A 16,535-nucleotide genomic window follows, 5' to 3' on the forward strand; every position below is an offset into this window, starting at 1 on the left:
TCACGACCCGATCCGGTAGCCCGCGCCCGGCACCGTCTCCACCACCGGCGGTTCGCCGAGCTTCGCCCGGAGCTTGCTCAAGGTCACCCGTACCGCGTTCGTGCGGTAGCTGGTGTGCTCCTCCCACACCTGCTCGATGAGGTCCTCGCCGCTGACGACGGCCCCCTCCGCGCGCAGCAGGGCTTCCAGGACCGCGAACTCCTTCCGCGACAGGTGCAGATGCCGTCCGTCACGGCTCGCCTGGCGGCGGGCGGTGTCGAGGACGATCCCCGCCCGTTCGAGGACGGGGGGCAGCGCCGGCCGGACGCGCCGGCCCAGGGCGAGGACGCGGGCGAGCAGCTCGTCGTAGGCGAAGGGCTTGGTCAGGTAGTCGTCGGCGCCGAGCCCGAGTCCGTCGACCCGGTCCCGTACGGACGCCGCCGCCGTCAGCATCAGGACGCGGGTCATCAGCCGCTGCTCCACGACCCGGCGGCAGACGTCGTCGCCGTGCATCCCGGGCAGGTCTCGGTCGAGGACGAGAACGTCGTACTCCCCGAACCGCATCTTCCGCAGGGCCTCCAGGCCGTCGCCCGCGACGTCGACGGCGAGCGCGTCGCGGCGCAGCCCCTCGGCGATCATCTCGGCGAGAAACGCCTCGTCCTCCACCACCAGTACGCGCATGGGCCCTGTGTACCGGAAGGGAGCTTTCGTCTCTGTTAACGGATCCGCTGAGAGAAACGAAACCCGCGGTCCCGGCACGCTGCCGCCCATGACGACTCGACGTGACCGAAAGACCCTGAAGCTGGTCGCCGCGGCCTCGTTCGCCGCCTTCTCCCTCCTCACCACCGCCGCCTGCACCGGAGGCGGGGGCGGCGACAAAGGGAGCGAGAGCGTGAGCGAGGAGGGCAAGAAGGCCGACCAGGCCCTGAAGCACCGCAAGTGTCTGCGTGAGCACGGCCTGGACGTGCCCGAGCCGAAGCCGGGCGAGGAGGGCGTCGGCCTGACCATCGGCGGCGACGGCGTGTCCAAGGAGAAGATGGAGAAGGCCTTCAAGGCCTGTCGTGACAAGGGCGGCGGCAGCATGGGCAAGGAGCTGACCCAGGCCGACAAGGACAAGATGATCAAGTACGCCCGGTGCATGCGCACGAACGGCTTCGACATGCCCGATCCGACGTTCGGCGACGGTGGCGGCAGCGTGTCGGCGGCGCGGCCGATGCCCCAGGGCGCGGAGCGGCAGAAGTTCGAGAAGGCCAACAAGGCGTGCGAGAGCGTGTCGCGATGAGCCGGCGCACACTCGTGGCCGCCCTGGCGGCGATCGTCGCCGTCGCGGGGGCCGGTGCGGCCGTCACCGCGCTGGCCGCACCCGAGGAGCGGCAGGCCGTGGCGGATCCGGGGCTGCCGCCCGCCACCACCCCGCTCACCCGCGGCGACCTCAGCGACAGCTCCCAGCGGGACGGCACGCTGGGCCACCTCGGCGAGCGGAAGATCAACGCGGGCCCGGCCGGCACCCTCAACTGGATCGCCCCGACCGGCTCCACCGTCGAGCGGGACGAGCGGCTGTACGAGGTGGACGGCCGGCCCGTCCGTCTGATGTACGGCGCCGAGCCCATGTACCGGACCCTCAAGGCCGGCGACAAGGGCAAGGACGTCCGGCAGGTGGAGGAGAACCTCGCCGCCCTCGGCTACACCGGCTTCACCGTCGACGAGGAGTTCACGGCGAAGACCGCCGACGCCGTCAAGCGCTGGCAGAAGTCCCACGACATGAAGCGGACCGGCACCGTGGGCCCCGACGCGATCGCCTTCGCCGGCAGCGCGGTACGCGTCAAGGAGGCCGGCGCCGCCCTCGGCGACCAGGTCGCGCCCGGCCGGCCGGTGCTCACCGTGACGGGCTCCGAACGCGTCGTACGGTTCAAGATCCCGGTCGCGGACGCCGCTCTGGCGCGGGTCGGCACCCGGGTCTCCGTACAACTCCCGGACGGGACGCGGGCCCCGGGAAAGGTGTCGTCGGCCGGGAAGACCGCCTCGGCGGGCGACGATCCGCAGGACCGGACCCCGAAGATCGACATCACGGTCTCCTTCGACGCCCCGAAGAAGGTCGAGGGCGTCGACCAGTCCCCGGTCACCGTCGACCTCACCGGCGAGACGCGCAGGAACGTGCTCTCCGTCCCCGTGAACGCGCTGCTCGCCCTGCCGGGCGGCGGATTCGGCGTCCAGGTCGTCGAGAACGGCACGACCCGGGACGTCGAGGTCGAGCTCGGCATGTTCGGCCAGGGCCGCGTCGAGATCAGCGGCAGCGGTCTGCGCGAGGGCATGAAGATCGGGGTGCCGTCCGCATGACCACCGTCGTACGACTCTCCGGGGTCACCAAGGAGTACGCCGGCGGTGTCCGCGCCCTCGACGAGGTCGACCTCACCGTCGGCGAGGGAGAGATGCTCGGCATCGTCGGCCCCTCCGGCTCCGGCAAGTCCACCCTGCTGCACATCGTCGGCACCCTGGACCGGCCGAGCGCGGGGACCGTCGAGATCGCGGGGTACGACGTGGCGTCGCTGGCGGACCGCCGGCTGTCCGCGCTCCGCTCCCGCCACATCGGGTTCGTGTTCCAGTCCTTCCATCTGGTGCCCGGGGTCGCCGCCTTGGAGAACGTCGCCGAGGGGTTGCTGTACTCCGGACTCCCCCGGGCCCGGCGGCGGTCGATGGCCGCCGACGCGCTCGCCCGGGTCGGTCTCGCCGACCGGATGAAGCACCGGCCGCACGAACTGTCCGGCGGGCAGAAGCAGCGCGTCGCCATCGCCCGCGCGGTGGTCGGCGAACCCGATCTGCTGCTCGCGGACGAGCCGACGGGGGCGCTGGACTCGGCGTCCGGCGAGGCCGTGATGGAGCTGCTGCACGTGCTCCACGCGCAGGGCGCGACGATCGCGGTCATCACCCACGACACGGAGATCGCGGGGCGGCTGCCGCGCCAGGTCCGTATCCGTGACGGCCGGGTGGTGGCGGACACGGCGCTCGGGAAGGTCGCCGCCTGATGCCGCGTACACGCAGGACACGTACGTCGTTGAAGGCCGCCCGGCTCGGGCCGCGCGACGTCCTCCACGTCGGCTCGGCCGGGCTGCGCAGCCGGCCCGTACGGGTGGTGCTCTCGGCGCTGGGGATCGCCATCGGGATCGCCACGATGATCGCGGTCGTGGGCATCTCGGCGTCCAGCCAGGCCCAGTTGGTCCGGCAGCTCGACGCCCTCGGCACGAACATGCTGGTGGCGAAGCCGGGCGAGGGGATGTTCAGCGGGGAGGAGGTCAAGCTGCCCGAGGACGCGGTGGGCATGGTCGGCCGGATCGACGGTGTCGAGGAGGTCGGCGCGACCGCCGACCTCGACCGCACGGTCCGGCGCTCCGAGAAGATCCCCGAGGGCGAGACGGGCGGCATCGCGGTGAAGGCGGCCACGGAGGGGATGCTCGACGTCCTGCGCGGTGGCATGGGCTCCGGCACCTGGCTGAACGCCGCCAACGGCCGGTATCCCTCGGTGGTGCTGGGTCATGTCGCGGCCGAGCGTCTCGGCATCACCGCACCCGGCCGGCAGGTCTGGATCGACGACCGGTACTTCACGGTCGTCGGCATCCTCGACCCGCTGCCGCTCGCGCCGGAGATCGAACGGGCCGCGCTGGTGGGGTGGGAGGGCGCGGAGGAGCTGCTGGGCTTCGACGGGCATCCGACGGCGGTGTACGAGCGGTCCACGGACGCGTCCGTCCGTACGGTCCAGAAGCTGCTCGCCCCGACGATCGACCCGCAGAACCCGCAGAACGTCCAGGTCGGCGACCCCTCGGCGGCACTGCAGGCCAAGGCGGCGACCGAGGGCGCCTTCTCCTCACTGCTGCTGGGCCTGGGCGGGATCGCCCTGCTGGTGGGTGGGGTCGGCGTCGCCAACACCATGATCATCTCGGTGTTGGAGCGCCGCCACGAGATCGGCCTGCGGCGCTCGCTCGGGGCGACCAGGGGGCAGATCAGGATCCAGTTCGTGACGGAGTCCCTGATGCTCTCCGGGCTCGGCGGCCTGGCGGGCGTGGCGCTCGGTGGCGCGGCGACGGGCGTGTACGCGTACACGGGCGGGCTGCCGTGGGTGGTGCCGCCGTGGGCGGTGGGCGGCGGCTTCGGCGCGACGCTGGTGATCGGCACGGTGGCCGGCCTGTATCCGGCGGTGCGGGCGGCCCGGCTGTCACCGACGCTGGCACTCCAGACGGCGTAGGGGGTGGGCAGGGGGCGGCCCGTCGGCGGGGAGCGTGGTGGGCGGGGGCGGCTCGTCGACGGGGAGCGTGGTGGGCGGGGGCGTCGAGGGGGCCGCGCGTCACCCCCGTACGGCGTCGTCCCCCGCGTCCGCCCCGGCCAGGTCCAGCGACGTCGCCACCCGTACCGCGACCGTCTCCGCGTACACCGCGTCCGGCCGCTCGAATGCCGTGCGGGAGGCCGCGCGGAGGAAGGTCACGGCCCCCAGCGTCCGGCCGCGGCTGCGCAGCGGGAGGCACAGGGCGTGGACGGCGTCGCGGGGCCAGTGGCGTTCCGCGGCCCAGTCCTCGGCGTCCTGCGGCGTCGCGGCGTCGGCCGAGGCGCGGACCGGGCCCGTACGGGAGACGGCCTGGAGGACGGGATGGCCCGAGGGGTAGCGCAGCGGGATGCCACCGCCCGCGACCGGGACGACCGGGCCGGGCGCGCCGGCCGGGGTGGCCGCCACCCGGACCAGCCGCCGTTCCCCCGCCGTGCGGTCGACGAGCGCGTGGTCGGCGAAGCCGGCCAGGGCGAAGTCCAGCAGGACCGTCGCCGCCTCCATCGGGTCCTCGCACTCGGCTGCCGCCGCGCCGGCCCGGTGCAGCTGGCTGTACCGGAAGCGCAGCCGGTCCGCCTCCTGCTCCGCGAGCCGCTCCTCCGTGACGTCCTGGAACAGCCAGCCCACGCCCAGCGGCACCGGCTCCTCCGCCAGCGGCGACGCGAGCCGCACGAACCCGCTGCGCCAGCACCGCCGCTGCTCGCCCTCCGGGGTCCGCAGTGTCACCCACACCTCGGCGAGGGCCCGCGGCGCGCCCTCCGCGAGGACGTGGTGGAGCGCGCCCTCCAGCTCCTCCACGCCCTGCACGATCAGCTCCCCGAGGGGCCGGCCGAGCAGCGTCGTACGGCCCGCTCCCATCACCCGGGCCGCGTGGCCGTTGACGACGGTGGGCCGCAGATCGACGTCGACCAGGACGACACCCCAGGAGGCGTCCTCGAACAGCGCCTCGCTGAGCGCGATCGACCGCTCCAGATCGATCTGCGCATGGACCTCGCTGAAGGCGCAGTACACCCCGGCCGGCGCGCCGTCCGGACCGCGCACCCCCGCCGACTGCGTCCGTACGAGCACCCTGCCGCCGTCCTTGCGCAGCAGCGCGAACTCGTGCACCAGCCGGCCGGGCGCCTCCATCGCCGCCATCAGCCGCGCCAAGGCCTCCGCCGCGTCGGCCCTGCGCGCCGCCCACCCGTCGAACCCACGGCGCCCGACGGCCTCCGCCGCCGACCAGCCGAGGATCCGCTCGGCCTCGCGGTTCCAGTGGGTGACGGTCCCGTCCGCGGCGAAGGCGCAGAGCGCCGCGTCCATCCCGTCCAGCAACGCGGCGAGCAGATCCGCCCCGGGCCCCTGCCCGTCGGCCGCCCGTTCCGCGGTCTCGCTCGTGGAAGCACTCATCCCGGACCCCCTGGCAGGACGGTGTACGCGCGTGCACCCGCACGCCCCGGCCCAATTCAACTGGAACGTGACCCACGACACACCGGGTTCGATGAAATCGTTGCCCTCCGGAAACGAACCCGAACCCGGGGCCCGCGAGCGCGCCGTCGTGAAAATAAATCGCTTGAGCCCTCGCGGCCGGCTTCCTAGGCTGTGGGTACACGCGAAAGGAGGTGATCCGAGAACATGATTTCTTTTCGGATTCGTGAGGTGACTGCGGGCTAAGGCCTGCCGTCGCACAACGTGCACCTCGGCAGGCCCTCTGCCGAAACCCAAGCAGTCACCCGACCCGTGGGCCGCCGGCAGATCCGGCCGGCTCCCGTCCGAACTCGAGCGGACGGGACCAAGGCCCACGGGTCGTCCGCGTTCCCGGGCCCCGCGTCCCACAGCGCCGTGTGCCCCCTGCCGCGTGTCCCCTGCCGTGCCTGTCCTGCCGTGTGTCCCCTGCCGTGTGTCCCCTACGCCAGGGACAGCTTTCCGGTCCGCTGGGACCGCGCCTCGCCCACCCGCAGGATCACCGAGGCCGCCGCCAGGAGCAGTGCGCTCAGCGCCCCCAGGGCCGCCAGGGTCGGGGCGAGCTCCGTGAGCGTGCGGTGTTCCAGCAGCGCTCCCCGTACCGCGATCAGGCTGCCCGTCAGCGGGAAGACCGCGCCCACCACCTGGATCGCCGCCGGCAGGACGAAGTGCGGGAGGCGGACGCCCGAGACGAACCAGAGCGGTTCGTCGAGGATCGTGTAGAGGAAGGCCGAGTCGCGGGAGAAGACCAGCAGGCTGTTGAGGAACGCGCCCCACGCGGCGGCCGGGACCAGCAGCGCCAGGAGGACGATCCCGTACATCCACCAGGCCGAGACCGAGAGCGTGCCGAAGCCGGTCAGGGCGGCGACGGTGAAGCAGGTCAGCAGCCAGGCGTTCTGCAGCAGCGCGCCCGCGCCGTTGGCGAGCATCAGGGTGAGGCGGCCGGCCGGGGAGAGGAAGAGGAGTTCCAGGGTGCCGGTGGTGCGCTCGAAGGAGAGGTGCCAGGCCGACTGGACGAGGGAGAAGAAGAAGGCGTAGGCGAGGGTGCCGGTGGCCAGGAAGGCGAGGAGCCGGTCGGGGTCGGCGGCGAGCGGCCAGTTCGCGGCGGCCGGGGAGGCCGTGGCGATCGGACGCAAGGTGTAGTAGGTGGTGGCCAGTTGGAGGACCGGCCAGACCAGCATCGAGAAGACGACGATCGGCTGGCCGAAGAGACGGCGGTGCTGTTTCAGCGCCTCCGCCGCGAAGACCCGCAGGGCGTGGCTCATACGAGGGCCTCCTCGCCGGTCTCCGCCAGCGTCAGGATCGCGTCCTCCAGGCTCGCCTCCGCGATCTCCAGGCCGCCGATCGATCCGCCCGCCTCGACGACGGCGGCCGCGAGCGGGCCCGCCAGGTCGTCCGGGTGCCGGAGGGTGATCAGCTCGCCGCCCTCGGGCAGGGGTTCGCGTGCGGCGCCGAAGCGGGCCGCCACCGCCGCCGTCGCCGCCCCCGGGTTCGTCACCGTCAACCGGATCGTACGGTGGCTGCCGGTCGCGGTCTTGAGCTGCGCCGGGCTGCCTTCGGCGAGGTGGCGCCCGGCGGAGATGACGTACACATGGCCGCAGAGCTCCTCGACCTCCGCGAGGTAGTGGGAGGTGAGGAGCACCCCCGTGCCCTCCTCGGCGAGGCGGGCGACGACCCGGCGCAGGTCACGGGCGATGGGCGCGTCGAGGCCGAGCGTCGGCTCGTCGAGGAGCAGGTAGGCGGGGCGGTTGATCAGTCCGCGGGCGATGGCGAGCCGCTGGGTCATGCCCCGCGAGTACCGCTCGACCATCGTGTCCGCCGCCTCCGACAGGCCGACGACGGCGAGCAGTTCGTCGATGCGGGTGCGCAGCTGCGGCTTGGGGACGTCGTAGAGCTGGCCGAAGTACCAGAGGTTCTCGCGCCCGGTCATGCGGGTGTAGACCATACGCTCGCCGCCGGCGATGAGGTTGATGCGGCGGCGTACGGCGCGGGCGTCGGCGACCGTGTCCAGGCCGTCGACGGTCACCGTGCCGGTGGTCGGCCGCAGCAGGGTGGCGAGGATCTTGATGGTGGTGGTCTTGCCCGCGCCGTTGAGGCCGAGCAGTCCGGTGATCCGGCCGGGCGGGATGTCGAGGTCGAGTCCGTCGACGGCTCGCTTGGCGACCCGGGGGCCGAAGAGCCCCTTCTCCCGTACGGGGAACTCCTTGCGCAGGGCGCGGACCTGGATGCCGGTCACGATCAGTACGTCCTTTCCACGGCCCGGGCCTCGGCCCGCGGCAGGTAGAGCAGTCCCAGGAGGAGGTATGCGGCGGTGAGGAGGGCACCGACCGCGAGCCTGGGCAGGAGGTCGGGGAGCGATTGGCCGCCGGTGAACGAGCCGTGCAGGACGTCCATCGCCGCGGTGGTGGGGAGGAGTTCGGCGCCCCACTGGGCCCAGAGGGGCAGGTAGTCGCGGGGGAAGGTGAAGCCGCCGACCAGTCCGAGGACGATGAAGACGGTGTTCTGCGAGATGTGCGCCTCGCCCGCCGCGATCATCAGTCCGCCGAGGCCGACCGAGAGCGCGAAGACGGCGGCGATGAGCGCGAGCGCGCCGAGCAGCGCGCCCGCGGCCGAGGAGACCGGGACGGAGATGCCGAGGGCGGCGATCACCACGCCGAGGGCGAGGAACTCGACGAGGCTGCTGAGGACGGCGAAGGCGGTGAAGCCGAGCAGGTAGGGGAAGCGGCCGGCGGGCGCGACGAGGAGGGCGCCGAGGGTGCCCTGGCGCTGCTCGGTGATGAGGGCCTTGGCGGACCAGAGGATGAGCCGGACGGTGAACTGGAAGGCGGTCGCGCCGACGACGACGTAGGCGAGGTAGGCGGTGGTGCCGCTGCCTTCGGTGAAGTCGTCGGAGACGGTGCCGCCGCCGATCGCGTGGTAGCCGAGGTAGGCCAGTGAGATGGCGAGCGCGGCGGGCAGGACGGTGCCGACGGCGTAGGTCCATGGATAGGCGCGGCGGGTCATCTGCCAGGTGCGCCAGGCGGTTGCCCAGGCTATGGGCATGGAAGCGATCCCCTCCCCCGAGTGGGCCAGTGAGTTTCCTTTGGGAACTTACACTGAGTTTCTATCGGGAACTCACCCGGTGGCGCAAGATGGACGGGTAGCCCGAAACGAAGAACCCGTACGAGGAGGAGCGCATGGCCCGAGCCGTGCCCGAGCGCGACGCCGCCTGCGCGATCGCCCAGGCCGCCGCCGTCATCGGCGACTGGTGGAGCCTGCTGCTCGTACGGGAGGCGGCGCGCGGCCGGCACCGCTTCGACGAGCTCCAGCGCGAGCTCGACATCTCCCGCAAGGTCCTCACCGAGCGGCTCCACCACCTGGTCGACAGCGGGGTGCTCGACAAGGTGCCGTACCAGGAGGGCCCGGTGCGGTACGAGTACCGGCTCAGCCCGACCGGCCGCGCGCTGCTCCCCGTCCTGGTCTCGATGCAGGACTGGGCCGACCGCTGGCTGCTCGGCGACGGCACCCTGACCGCCTCGGCCGACGAGCACAGCGCCGAGGCCCACCGACTGCACGAGCTGCCCGGCACCCGGCTGCCGCGGCTGACGCTGCCCGCCCACACCGGCGGCGAGCGCGACCCGGTCGATCCGGAGGCCGCCGCCACCGTGCTCTTCTGCTACCCGGCGACCGGCCGGCCGAGCCCGCTGCCGGACGGCTGGAGCGACATCCCCGGCACGGTCGGCTGCACGCTGGAGAACCGGCTGTTCAGGGACGCGTACGGGGAGTTCACGGCGGCCGGGATCGCGGTCCACGGGGTCTCGACCCAGCGCCCCGACGAGCAGCGGGCCTTCGCCGCCGCCGAGGAGATCCCCTTCCCACTGCTCTCCGACATGGACGCACGGCTCTCGGCGGCGCTGCGGCTGCCGACCTTCCGGGCCGGGCAGGCGCTACGGCTCAAGCGCGCGATCGTCGTCGTCGACCGGGAGCGGACCGTACGGCACACGCAGTTCCCGGTCACCGACATCCCGCACGCGGTCGAGACGGCGCTCGCCCGGGCACGCGCCGTCGCCTCAGGGTGAGAGACGTTCGACCGCCCAGCTCTGCCCGTCGCGCACATACCGGAGCCGGTCGTGCAGCCGGTTCTCGTGGCCCTGCCAGAACTCCACCGTCTCCGGCGCCACCCGGAAGCCGCCCCACTCCGGCGGCACCGGGACCTGCTCGCCCTCCGGGTAGCGTGCGGCCAACTCCTCGTAACGCGCGAGGAGTTCCGCCCGCGAGGCGATAACCGAGGACTGATGGCTGGCCCAGGCGCCGAGCTGGGAACCGTGGGGGCGCGTGCGGAAGTACGCGACCGTCTCGTCCCGGCCCGTACGGGTCGCCCGGCCCGTGACGATGACCTGCCGGGCCAGCGGATGCCACGGGAAGAGCAGCGAGATGTACGGATTGGCCGCCAGCTCGCCGCCCTTGCGGGAGCCGTAGTTCGTGTAGAAGACGAAACCGTCCTCGTCGTAGTGCTTGAGCAGCACCGTCCGGGAGGACGGGCGGCCGTCCGGGGTGGCCGTCGAGACGACCATCGCGTTCGGCTCGTGGATCGCCGGGCTGGTGGCGGTCTCCTTGAACCAGCGCGTGAACTGTTCGATCGGTTCGGGGGCGAGGTCCGCCGTGGACAGCTGCGGGGTCCGGTACTGCTCGCGCATGTCGGCGGGATCGAGAGCGTCAGTCACAGGGTCATCCTGCCGCAGAGGGCCAGTTTGCCCGGCACCCCGTGCCGTTAACCCTCTCTCGCCGGATCGGCGCAGTGTGCCGGATGTCACGCTTCCCCGCATCATCGGAACCGTACAGACTCTTTGGTCGGATGACTGTTACTTCCCGACCAAGCCGGATGATTGATCATCGATAGAGGAGCCGCCTGATGTCCGACTTCGTACCCGGACTCGAGGGAGTCGTCGCGTTCGAAACGGAGATCGCCGAACCGGACAAGGAGGGCGGCGCGCTCCGGTACCGCGGCGTCGACATCGAGGATCTGGTCGGTCACGTCTCGTTCGGCAACGTGTGGGGCTTGCTGGTCGACGGGGCGTTCAACCCCGGTCTGCCGCCGGCCGAGCCGTTCCCGATCCCGGTGCACTCCGGTGACATCCGGGTCGACGTCCAGTCCGCGCTCGCCATGCTCGCCCCGGTGTGGGGCCTCAAACCGCTCCTGGACATCGACGCCGAGCAGGCCCGCGACGACCTCGCCCGGGCCGCCGTCATGGCGCTGTCGTACGTCGCCCAGTCGGCGCGCGGACAGGGCCTGCCGATGGTGCCGCAGAGCGAGATCGACAAGGCGCAGTCGGTCGTCGAGCGGTTCATGATCCGCTGGCGCGGCGAGCCCGACCCCAAGCACGTCAAGGCGGTCGACGCGTACTGGACCTCCGCCGCGGAGCACGGCATGAACGCCTCGACGTTCACCGCGCGCGTCATCGCCTCGACGGGCGCCGACGTGGCGGCGGCGCTCTCGGGCGCCGTGGGCGCCATGTCCGGCCCGCTGCACGGCGGCGCCCCGTCCCGCGTCCTCGGCATGATCGAGGAGATCGAGCGGACCGGCGACGCGACCGCGTACGTCAAGCAGGCCCTGGACAAGGGCGAGCGCCTGATGGGCTTCGGCCACCGCGTCTACCGCGCCGAGGACCCGCGCGCCCGCGTCCTGCGCCGGACCGCGCGCGAGCTGGCCGCGCCGCGCTTCGAGGTCGCGGAGGCGCTGGAGAAGGCCGCCCTGGAGGAGCTGCACAACCGCCGCCCGGACCGTGTCCTCGCGACGAACGTGGAGTTCTGGGCGGCGATCGTGCTCGACTTCGCCGAGGTCCCGGCGCACATGTTCACGTCGATGTTCAGCTGCGCCCGTACGGCGGGCTGGTCGGCGCACATCCTGGAGCAGAAGCGCACGGGCCGGCTGGTGCGTCCCTCGGCGCGGTACATCGGTCCGGGCCGGCGCGACCTCCGGGAGATCGAGGGCTACGCCGACATCGCGGGCTGACCTTCGGGGTTCAGCAGCAGGCCGGCGTGGTGGCGTGCCGCGACCAGCGGATGTGCGCGCAGCTTCCCCTTCAGCTCGTTCCGTCCGTACTCGGCGAACAGCGGGTTCGCCGGGTCGGCCGTCACTCCCGGCGCCGTCTCGGCGTAGGGGAAGACCAGCGGCCGGATGTGGGCGTCGAGCCGGGGGTTGTAGAAGAACGGGACGGAGTAGCGCTCCGTGGCCGCGGGCGGTGAGACCACCCGGTGGTTGGTGGCGACGAGGTAGCCGTTCGTCGCCACTTCGAGGAGCTCGCCGAGGTTGACGACGAACGCGCCGGGCAGCGGCGGCACCTCGTGGAAGGCGCCGTCCTCCCGCTGCACCTGCAGGCCGCCGACCTGGTCCTGCAGGAGCAGGGTGAGGAAGCCGTAGTCCTTGTGGGCGCCGACGCCCTGGTCGGCGCCGTCCCCGGCGCTTCCCGGGTAGCGCACCAGCTTGAGCTGCGGGTGGGCGTGGGCGCCGAAGATGTCGTCGTAGAAGTCGGCGGGCGCGCCGATCGAGGCGAGCAGCTCGTGCAGCAGCCGCTCGGCGACCCCGCTGAGGCGCTCGACCCAGTTCAGGGCGGCGAGCCGGAGCTCGGGGAGGGCGGCGGGCCACTGGTTGGGGCCCTGGAGCCACCAGTACGGGGGCTCACCGGGGCCGGGAACGTGAGCGGGGCGCTCGGCGCCGATGTCGAGCTGGTCGCGCCAGTCGCGGGCGCCGCCGGTGTGCTCGTCGCCGACCCGGGTGTAGCCGCGGAAGTGCGGCGAGTTGACGTTGTCGATGGCGAGCCGGTCGGCCTCGGGCAGTGCGAAGAAGGCCCGCATGGCGGAGGTGAGCGCCCGAGTCTCGGCCTCGGTCACGCCGTGCCCGACGAGCTGGAAGAAGCCGACGTCGTGGGCGGCGGAGTGGAGCTGCGCGTGGAGCAGCCGCCGGGCCTGGGGGCCGCGGTCGGCGGCGGCGAGATCGACGATGGGGAGCTGCGAGGTATAGGTCATGGTGTGCGTCCGCGTGGGGTGTACGGGGGGCCCGGGCGGGGCGGGGTCTCCGCCGGATGACCGGGAGGGGGGCGTCGGGGTCAGACGGAGGGCCGACAGCCCATGCTCGCGACGCGGAGGAAGTCCACGTGGCGGCGGCGTACGAGCGAAAGCATGCGACCAGCGTACTGCGGAGCGGGGGGCGGGGCCGTGGCGCCGGTCACAGGGGCATGAGGCGCACCTTGTCGCCGCACAGGCGGGCCATGTCGTCGACGTCCGGGGTGAGCATCACGACCGGGCCCGGCTGACGCATGGCCATCTCGGCGACCGTGGCGTCGATGGCGTACTTGTGCCCGTGCAGGCCGGTGGCCTTGAGGAGCTTGGCGGCGGCCCGTGCCGACTGCTCCGTGACGGGTTCCACCTTGGTGCGGGCGAGGAGCCAGTCCAGCCGCGGCAGGTTCACCTTGGCATGCATCACTTCGACGATGGTGTTGGCGCACACGACGAACTCGGCACCGATGGCGTCGAACGCTTTGAGGAGTGCCGTGGTCTTCGGATCCTTCGCCGCGATCCACGCGGAGAGCCCTTCCGAGTCCAGGACGAGCGTCTCGACGCGGAGGCTGGATTTCATGCGGCCCGCTCCATGGAATCGTCCGGGTTCATGACCTCGGCGATGCGGGCGTAGGCGGCCGCCATGTCCTCGTCGGTGAGGGCGCCGTGCTCCTCCTCGTACCGCGCGAACTCGATTTCGCGCAGGTGGTGTCTGACCTGGCGGGCCACCGCGTCCGCCACATAGGCGGACACGTTGTCCGTCAGCTTCTTCATCAGCTCCACCTGTGCGGTGGGGATGGTCACCGTGATGCGGGTCGTCTCGGCCATGTGAAAAGCGTACCGCCAGGATGCATATCTGGAGTATGCAGAGACGTTTCAGCTCAGCGCTTCGTCCAGAAGAGTGGCCCACTGGGCGACCACCCGCTCCCGACGGGCCCGGTCGTCCGTCAGGAGGGTCGCGAGGCCCAGGCCGCGGGCCATGTCGAGGAGGCCCTGGACCGTCTCGCGTACGCCCGGGAGGGATTCGTCGGCGCGCAGGAGTTCCACCGCGATGCGGTGGGACTCGCGGCCGACGCGGGCCTCCAGTTCGGTGACCCGGCCGCGCAGCTGTTCCTCGCTCGAGGCCGCCACCCACAGGTGGAGCGCCGCCCGGAACAGAGGGCCCGTGTAGAGGTCGACCAGGGCGGCGACGACCTCGCGGCGGTTCTCGGCCGGGAGGGCGCGCAGGGCGTGGGAGCGTTCCTCCGCGACGTACTCGACCGCCGCCGTGAAGAGGTCCTCCCGGGTCGGGAAGTGGTGCTGGGCGGCCCCGCGCGAGACCCCGGCGCGCTCGGCCACCACGGAGACGGTGGAGCCCGCCCAGCCGCGTTCGGCCAGGCAGGACACCGCCGCTTCCAGGAGCCGCTGCCGGGTCACCCGGCTGCGGTCCTGCTTGGGCTGCTTCGGCTGGGTCACCACACCCATTCGGGATCCCGTCGTTCGAAAAAGGCCGTCATCCCTTCGCGCGCCTCCGCGGAGGCGAACAGCGACGCGGAGCGCTGCACCAGCTCCTCCGCGTCCCGCTCGAAGGTCTCCAGGACCTTAGCCGTGACCAGGCGTTTGGACTCGGCCAGCCCCTGCGGGGAGCCCTTGCGCAGCCCGTCGAGGATTCCGTCGAGGGCCTCTTCACCGGCGGTCACCAGGCCGATGCGGACCGCCTCCGCCGCACCGAAACGCTCGCCCGTCAGGTAGTAGCGGGCCGCCGCCCGCTGCTCCAGCTTCGGCAGCAGCGTCAGCGAGATGACCGCCGGCGCGACCCCGATCCGTACCTCCGTCAGGGCGAAGTCCGCCGCCTGGGAGGCCACCACGATGTCGCAGGCGCCCAGCAGGCCGAGCCCGCCGGCCCGTACGTGGCCCCGCACCACCCCCACCACCGGTTTCGGCAGCTCCACGATCTGCCGCAGCAGCGCCACGAAGGTGTACGGACTGGGCGGCGCCTTGAGGTCCGCTCCCGCGCTGAACGTCGTCCCGGTGTGGGTCAGGACCACCGCCCGGACCGCCGGGTCCTTCCGGCAGGCCGTCAGCGCCTCCGCGAGCTCGGCGACGAGCGCCGCGGAGAGCGCGTTGCGGTTCTCCGGAGAGTCCAGGGTCACCGTGGCGATGCCGCGCTCCACCTTCATTCGCGCTCCCTCAGTTCACGGCGGAGTATCTTCCCGGACGCCGCCTTCGGCACCGCGTCGATGAACTCCACCCGTCGGATCTTCTTGTACGGGGCGACCCGCTCGGCCACGAAGGCCATGACGTCGTCGGCCGACAGGTCCGTCGTGCCCGGATGACGCACCACGTACGCCTTCGGCACCTCGTTGCCGTCCTCGTCGTACACCCCGATCACCGCCGCGTCCGCCACCCCATCGTGGGTGAGCAGCAGGGCTTCGAGCTCGGCCGGGGCGACCTGGAAGCCCTTGTACTTGATGAGTTCCTTGACCCGGTCGACGACGAAGAGCCAGCCGTTCTCGTCGACCCGGCCGATGTCGCCCGTGTGCACCCAGCCGTCGGCGTCGATCATGGCGGCGGTGGCGTCGGGGCGGCCGAGGTACCCCTTCATGACCTGCGGGCCCCGGATGGCGACCTCGCCCTCGACTCCCGGCTCGGCGTCCCTTCCGGGGTCGTCGAGGGACAGGATCCGCATCTCGGTGCTCGGCAGGAGCTTGCCGACGGCGCCGGGTGGAGGGCTCACGGCGTCGAGCGGGACGACGTGGGTGCCGGGGGAGAGCTCCGTCATCCCGTACGCCTGCCGGACCGGGGGCAGCTTCAGCCGGGCCGAGCAGGCCTCGGCGAGGGAGGCGTCGAGCGGGGCGGCGGCGCTGACGATGTACTCCAGGGAGGACAGGTCGTGCTCGGCGACGGCCGGGTGCTTGGCGAGCGCGAGGACGATCGGCGGGGCCACGTAGAGACCGTTGATGCGGTGCTTCTCGATCGCCGCGAGGAACACGTCGAGGTCGAAGCGCGGCAGCACGACGACGGTGGCGCCCTGCCGCAGCGGGGCGTTCATCAGGGCGGTGAGCCCGTAGATGTGGAAGAAGGGCAGGACGGCGAGGATGCGGTCGCCGGGCCCCATGGGGATGAAGGGTTCGAGCTGGGCGAGGTTGGTGGCGATCGAGGTGTGGGTGAGCATCACGCCCTTGGGGACCCCGGTGGTGCCGGAGGAGTAGGGCAGGGCGGCGATGTCCTCGTCGGGGTCGATGTCCACGAACGGCTCGGGCGCGGTCGACGCCAGCATGCCCTGGAGGGAGAGGTGCCCCTCGGCGGTGTCGCAGACGAGGATCTCCTCGATGCCGCCCGTGAGTTCGGCGGCCCGGCGGGCCGTTTCGAGGAGGGGGGAGACGGTGACGATCCAGCGCGCGGAGGAGTCGCGGAGCTGCTTGGCGAACTCCTCCGGCGTGGCCAGCGGGTGGACGGTGGTGACGGACGCGCCGGCGCGGGTGGCGGCGTAGAACGCGACCGGGAAGAGCACGGTGTTGGGGCTGTGCAGGGCGAGGACGTCGCCCTTGCGGACACCGGCCTCGGCGAGCCCGGCGGCGATCCGCCGGTGGAACGTGTCGACCTGGGCGTACGTGAGGGTGAGGTGGCCCGCCCCGTCGATCAGGGCCGGGGTGTCGCCGCGTCCGGCGGCCCGGCCGAGGACGGCCTCGTGGATGGGGAGGGAGACGGGCTGAACATCCGCGTACTCGCTGTGAAACACCATGCGTGCCCCCTGGAGAGGTGGAAGGTGGTCGACAGAATCCCC

At 72.3% G+C, this 16,535-nt stretch carries 18 protein-coding genes; 6 read left to right on the top strand and 12 right to left on the bottom strand.

What is annotated here, in order from left to right; translation table 11 throughout:
• On the bottom strand, positions 1–660 hold the full coding sequence (locus J7E93_RS12315) for a response regulator transcription factor (protein WP_215068425.1): 660 nt from the start codon (positions 658–660) through the stop codon (positions 1–3).
• Between the two features lie 88 nt (positions 661–748).
• Here J7E93_RS12315 and J7E93_RS12320 point away from each other — a divergent pair, with 88 nt between their 5' ends.
• The 4 genes from J7E93_RS12320 to J7E93_RS12335 are packed head-to-tail and all read left to right on the top strand — an operon-like array spanning position 749 to position 4,216.
• Complete coding sequence (locus J7E93_RS12320; protein WP_215068427.1) at positions 749–1,261, top strand: hypothetical protein; 513 nt, start codon at positions 749–751, stop codon at positions 1,259–1,261.
• Positions 1,258–2,316 (top strand): peptidoglycan-binding protein, encoded by a 1,059-nt coding sequence (locus J7E93_RS12325; RefSeq protein ID WP_215068428.1) that lies wholly within the window; start codon positions 1,258–1,260, stop codon positions 2,314–2,316. Before J7E93_RS12320 ends, J7E93_RS12325 begins: the two co-directional genes overlap by 4 nt.
• Positions 2,313–3,002 (top strand): ABC transporter ATP-binding protein, encoded by a 690-nt coding sequence (locus J7E93_RS12330; RefSeq protein ID WP_215068430.1) that lies wholly within the window; start codon positions 2,313–2,315, stop codon positions 3,000–3,002. The genes J7E93_RS12325 and J7E93_RS12330 overlap by 4 nt, the downstream gene beginning before the upstream one ends.
• On the top strand, positions 3,002–4,216 hold the full coding sequence (locus J7E93_RS12335) for an ABC transporter permease (RefSeq protein ID WP_215068432.1): 1,215 nt from the start codon (positions 3,002–3,004) through the stop codon (positions 4,214–4,216). The genes J7E93_RS12330 and J7E93_RS12335 overlap by 1 nt, the downstream gene beginning before the upstream one ends.
• Positions 4,217–4,315: 99 nt before the next feature.
• On the opposite strand, the gene J7E93_RS12340 is transcribed toward J7E93_RS12335, so the two are convergent.
• The 4 genes from J7E93_RS12340 to J7E93_RS12355 form a co-directional block, all read right to left on the bottom strand.
• Entirely contained in the window at positions 4,316–5,680 is a 1,365-nt protein-coding gene (locus J7E93_RS12340; protein ID WP_215068434.1) for a PAS domain-containing protein, read from the bottom strand.
• A 497-nt stretch (positions 5,681–6,177) separates the two neighbouring features.
• Complete coding sequence (locus J7E93_RS12345) at positions 6,178–6,999, bottom strand: ABC transporter permease (protein ID WP_215068436.1); 822 nt, start codon at positions 6,997–6,999, stop codon at positions 6,178–6,180.
• Positions 6,996–7,970 (bottom strand): ABC transporter ATP-binding protein, encoded by a 975-nt coding sequence (locus tag J7E93_RS12350; protein WP_308368411.1) that lies wholly within the window; start codon positions 7,968–7,970, stop codon positions 6,996–6,998. The genes J7E93_RS12345 and J7E93_RS12350 overlap by 4 nt, the downstream gene beginning before the upstream one ends.
• Positions 7,971–7,972: 2 nt before the next feature.
• Positions 7,973–8,776, bottom strand: coding sequence for an ABC transporter permease (locus tag J7E93_RS12355; RefSeq protein WP_215068438.1), 804 nt, complete (start codon positions 8,774–8,776; stop codon positions 7,973–7,975).
• A gap of 134 nt (positions 8,777–8,910) precedes the next feature.
• Between J7E93_RS12355 and J7E93_RS12360 the strand changes: the two genes are divergently transcribed.
• Complete coding sequence (locus tag J7E93_RS12360; RefSeq protein ID WP_215068440.1) at positions 8,911–9,792, top strand: winged helix-turn-helix transcriptional regulator; 882 nt, start codon at positions 8,911–8,913, stop codon at positions 9,790–9,792.
• On the opposite strand, the gene pdxH is transcribed toward J7E93_RS12360, so the two are convergent.
• Positions 9,784–10,410 (bottom strand): pyridoxamine 5'-phosphate oxidase, encoded by a 627-nt coding sequence (pdxH, locus tag J7E93_RS12365; RefSeq protein ID WP_251066451.1) that lies wholly within the window; start codon positions 10,408–10,410, stop codon positions 9,784–9,786. The genes J7E93_RS12360 and pdxH overlap by 9 nt on opposite strands.
• Positions 10,411–10,625: 215 nt before the next feature.
• Between pdxH and J7E93_RS12370 the strand changes: the two genes are divergently transcribed.
• On the top strand, positions 10,626–11,726 hold the full coding sequence (locus tag J7E93_RS12370; protein ID WP_215068444.1) for a citrate synthase 2: 1,101 nt from the start codon (positions 10,626–10,628) through the stop codon (positions 11,724–11,726).
• Here J7E93_RS12370 and J7E93_RS12375 read toward each other — a convergent pair.
• From J7E93_RS12375 to J7E93_RS12400, 6 genes are all read right to left on the bottom strand, one after another.
• A complete protein-coding gene (locus J7E93_RS12375; protein WP_215068446.1) occupies positions 11,705–12,739 on the bottom strand; it encodes an isopenicillin N synthase family oxygenase in 1,035 nt (344 codons plus the stop codon). The two genes, J7E93_RS12370 and J7E93_RS12375, sit on opposite strands and share 22 nt — an antisense overlap.
• A gap of 199 nt (positions 12,740–12,938) precedes the next feature.
• Complete coding sequence (locus J7E93_RS12380) at positions 12,939–13,349, bottom strand: PIN domain-containing protein (RefSeq protein ID WP_215068448.1); 411 nt, start codon at positions 13,347–13,349, stop codon at positions 12,939–12,941.
• Positions 13,346–13,597: a type II toxin-antitoxin system CcdA family antitoxin gene (locus tag J7E93_RS12385; protein ID WP_215068449.1), complete on the bottom strand. Its 252-nt coding sequence runs from the start codon at positions 13,595–13,597 to the stop codon at positions 13,346–13,348. Before J7E93_RS12385 ends, J7E93_RS12380 begins: the two co-directional genes overlap by 4 nt.
• Positions 13,598–13,645: 48 nt before the next feature.
• Positions 13,646–14,233 carry a TetR/AcrR family transcriptional regulator gene (locus J7E93_RS12390; protein ID WP_215068451.1) on the bottom strand — a complete coding sequence of 196 codons (588 nt, stop codon included), beginning with the start codon at positions 14,231–14,233 and terminating at the stop codon, positions 13,646–13,648.
• Entirely contained in the window at positions 14,221–14,928 is a 708-nt protein-coding gene (locus J7E93_RS12395; RefSeq protein WP_215068453.1) for an enoyl-CoA hydratase family protein, read from the bottom strand. The genes J7E93_RS12390 and J7E93_RS12395 overlap by 13 nt, the downstream gene beginning before the upstream one ends.
• On the bottom strand, positions 14,925–16,493 hold the full coding sequence (locus J7E93_RS12400; RefSeq protein ID WP_215068455.1) for a 4-coumarate--CoA ligase family protein: 1,569 nt from the start codon (positions 16,491–16,493) through the stop codon (positions 14,925–14,927). Before J7E93_RS12400 ends, J7E93_RS12395 begins: the two co-directional genes overlap by 4 nt.
• Positions 16,494–16,535: the final 42 nt, after the last annotated feature.

The sequence above is a fragment of the Streptomyces sp. ISL-36 genome (assembly GCF_018614205.1).
Taxonomy (GTDB): domain Bacteria; phylum Actinomycetota; class Actinomycetes; order Streptomycetales; family Streptomycetaceae; genus Streptomyces.

What these genes read in the sequence shown, in the direction of transcription:
- J7E93_RS12330 (WP_215068430.1), top strand. Translation starts at nt 2,313, where the DNA reads ATGACCACCGTCGTACGACTCTCCGGGGTCACCAAGGAGTACGCCGGC.
- J7E93_RS12380 (WP_215068448.1), bottom strand. Translation starts at nt 13,349, where the DNA reads ATGAAATCCAGCCTCCGCGTCGAGACGCTCGTCCTGGACTCGGAAGGG.
- J7E93_RS12370 (WP_215068444.1), top strand. Translation starts at nt 10,626, where the DNA reads ATGTCCGACTTCGTACCCGGACTCGAGGGAGTCGTCGCGTTCGAAACG.
- J7E93_RS12355 (WP_215068438.1), bottom strand. Translation starts at nt 8,776, where the DNA reads ATGCCCATAGCCTGGGCAACCGCCTGGCGCACCTGGCAGATGACCCGC.
- J7E93_RS12395 (WP_215068453.1), bottom strand. Translation starts at nt 14,928, where the DNA reads ATGAAGGTGGAGCGCGGCATCGCCACGGTGACCCTGGACTCTCCGGAG.
- J7E93_RS12325 (WP_215068428.1), top strand. Translation starts at nt 1,258, where the DNA reads ATGAGCCGGCGCACACTCGTGGCCGCCCTGGCGGCGATCGTCGCCGTC.
- J7E93_RS12345 (WP_215068436.1), bottom strand. Translation starts at nt 6,999, where the DNA reads ATGAGCCACGCCCTGCGGGTCTTCGCGGCGGAGGCGCTGAAACAGCAC.
- J7E93_RS12320 (WP_215068427.1), top strand. Translation starts at nt 749, where the DNA reads ATGACGACTCGACGTGACCGAAAGACCCTGAAGCTGGTCGCCGCGGCC.
- J7E93_RS12335 (WP_215068432.1), top strand. Translation starts at nt 3,002, where the DNA reads ATGCCGCGTACACGCAGGACACGTACGTCGTTGAAGGCCGCCCGGCTC.
- J7E93_RS12340 (WP_215068434.1), bottom strand. Translation starts at nt 5,680, where the DNA reads ATGAGTGCTTCCACGAGCGAGACCGCGGAACGGGCGGCCGACGGGCAG.
- J7E93_RS12400 (WP_215068455.1), bottom strand. Translation starts at nt 16,493, where the DNA reads ATGGTGTTTCACAGCGAGTACGCGGATGTTCAGCCCGTCTCCCTCCCC.
- J7E93_RS12360 (WP_215068440.1), top strand. Translation starts at nt 8,911, where the DNA reads ATGGCCCGAGCCGTGCCCGAGCGCGACGCCGCCTGCGCGATCGCCCAG.
- J7E93_RS12375 (WP_215068446.1), bottom strand. Translation starts at nt 12,739, where the DNA reads ATGACCTATACCTCGCAGCTCCCCATCGTCGATCTCGCCGCCGCCGAC.
- J7E93_RS12390 (WP_215068451.1), bottom strand. Translation starts at nt 14,233, where the DNA reads ATGGGTGTGGTGACCCAGCCGAAGCAGCCCAAGCAGGACCGCAGCCGG.
- pdxH (WP_251066451.1), bottom strand. Translation starts at nt 10,410, where the DNA reads ATGCGCGAGCAGTACCGGACCCCGCAGCTGTCCACGGCGGACCTCGCC.
- J7E93_RS12315 (WP_215068425.1), bottom strand. Translation starts at nt 660, where the DNA reads ATGCGCGTACTGGTGGTGGAGGACGAGGCGTTTCTCGCCGAGATGATC.
- J7E93_RS12385 (WP_215068449.1), bottom strand. Translation starts at nt 13,597, where the DNA reads ATGGCCGAGACGACCCGCATCACGGTGACCATCCCCACCGCACAGGTG.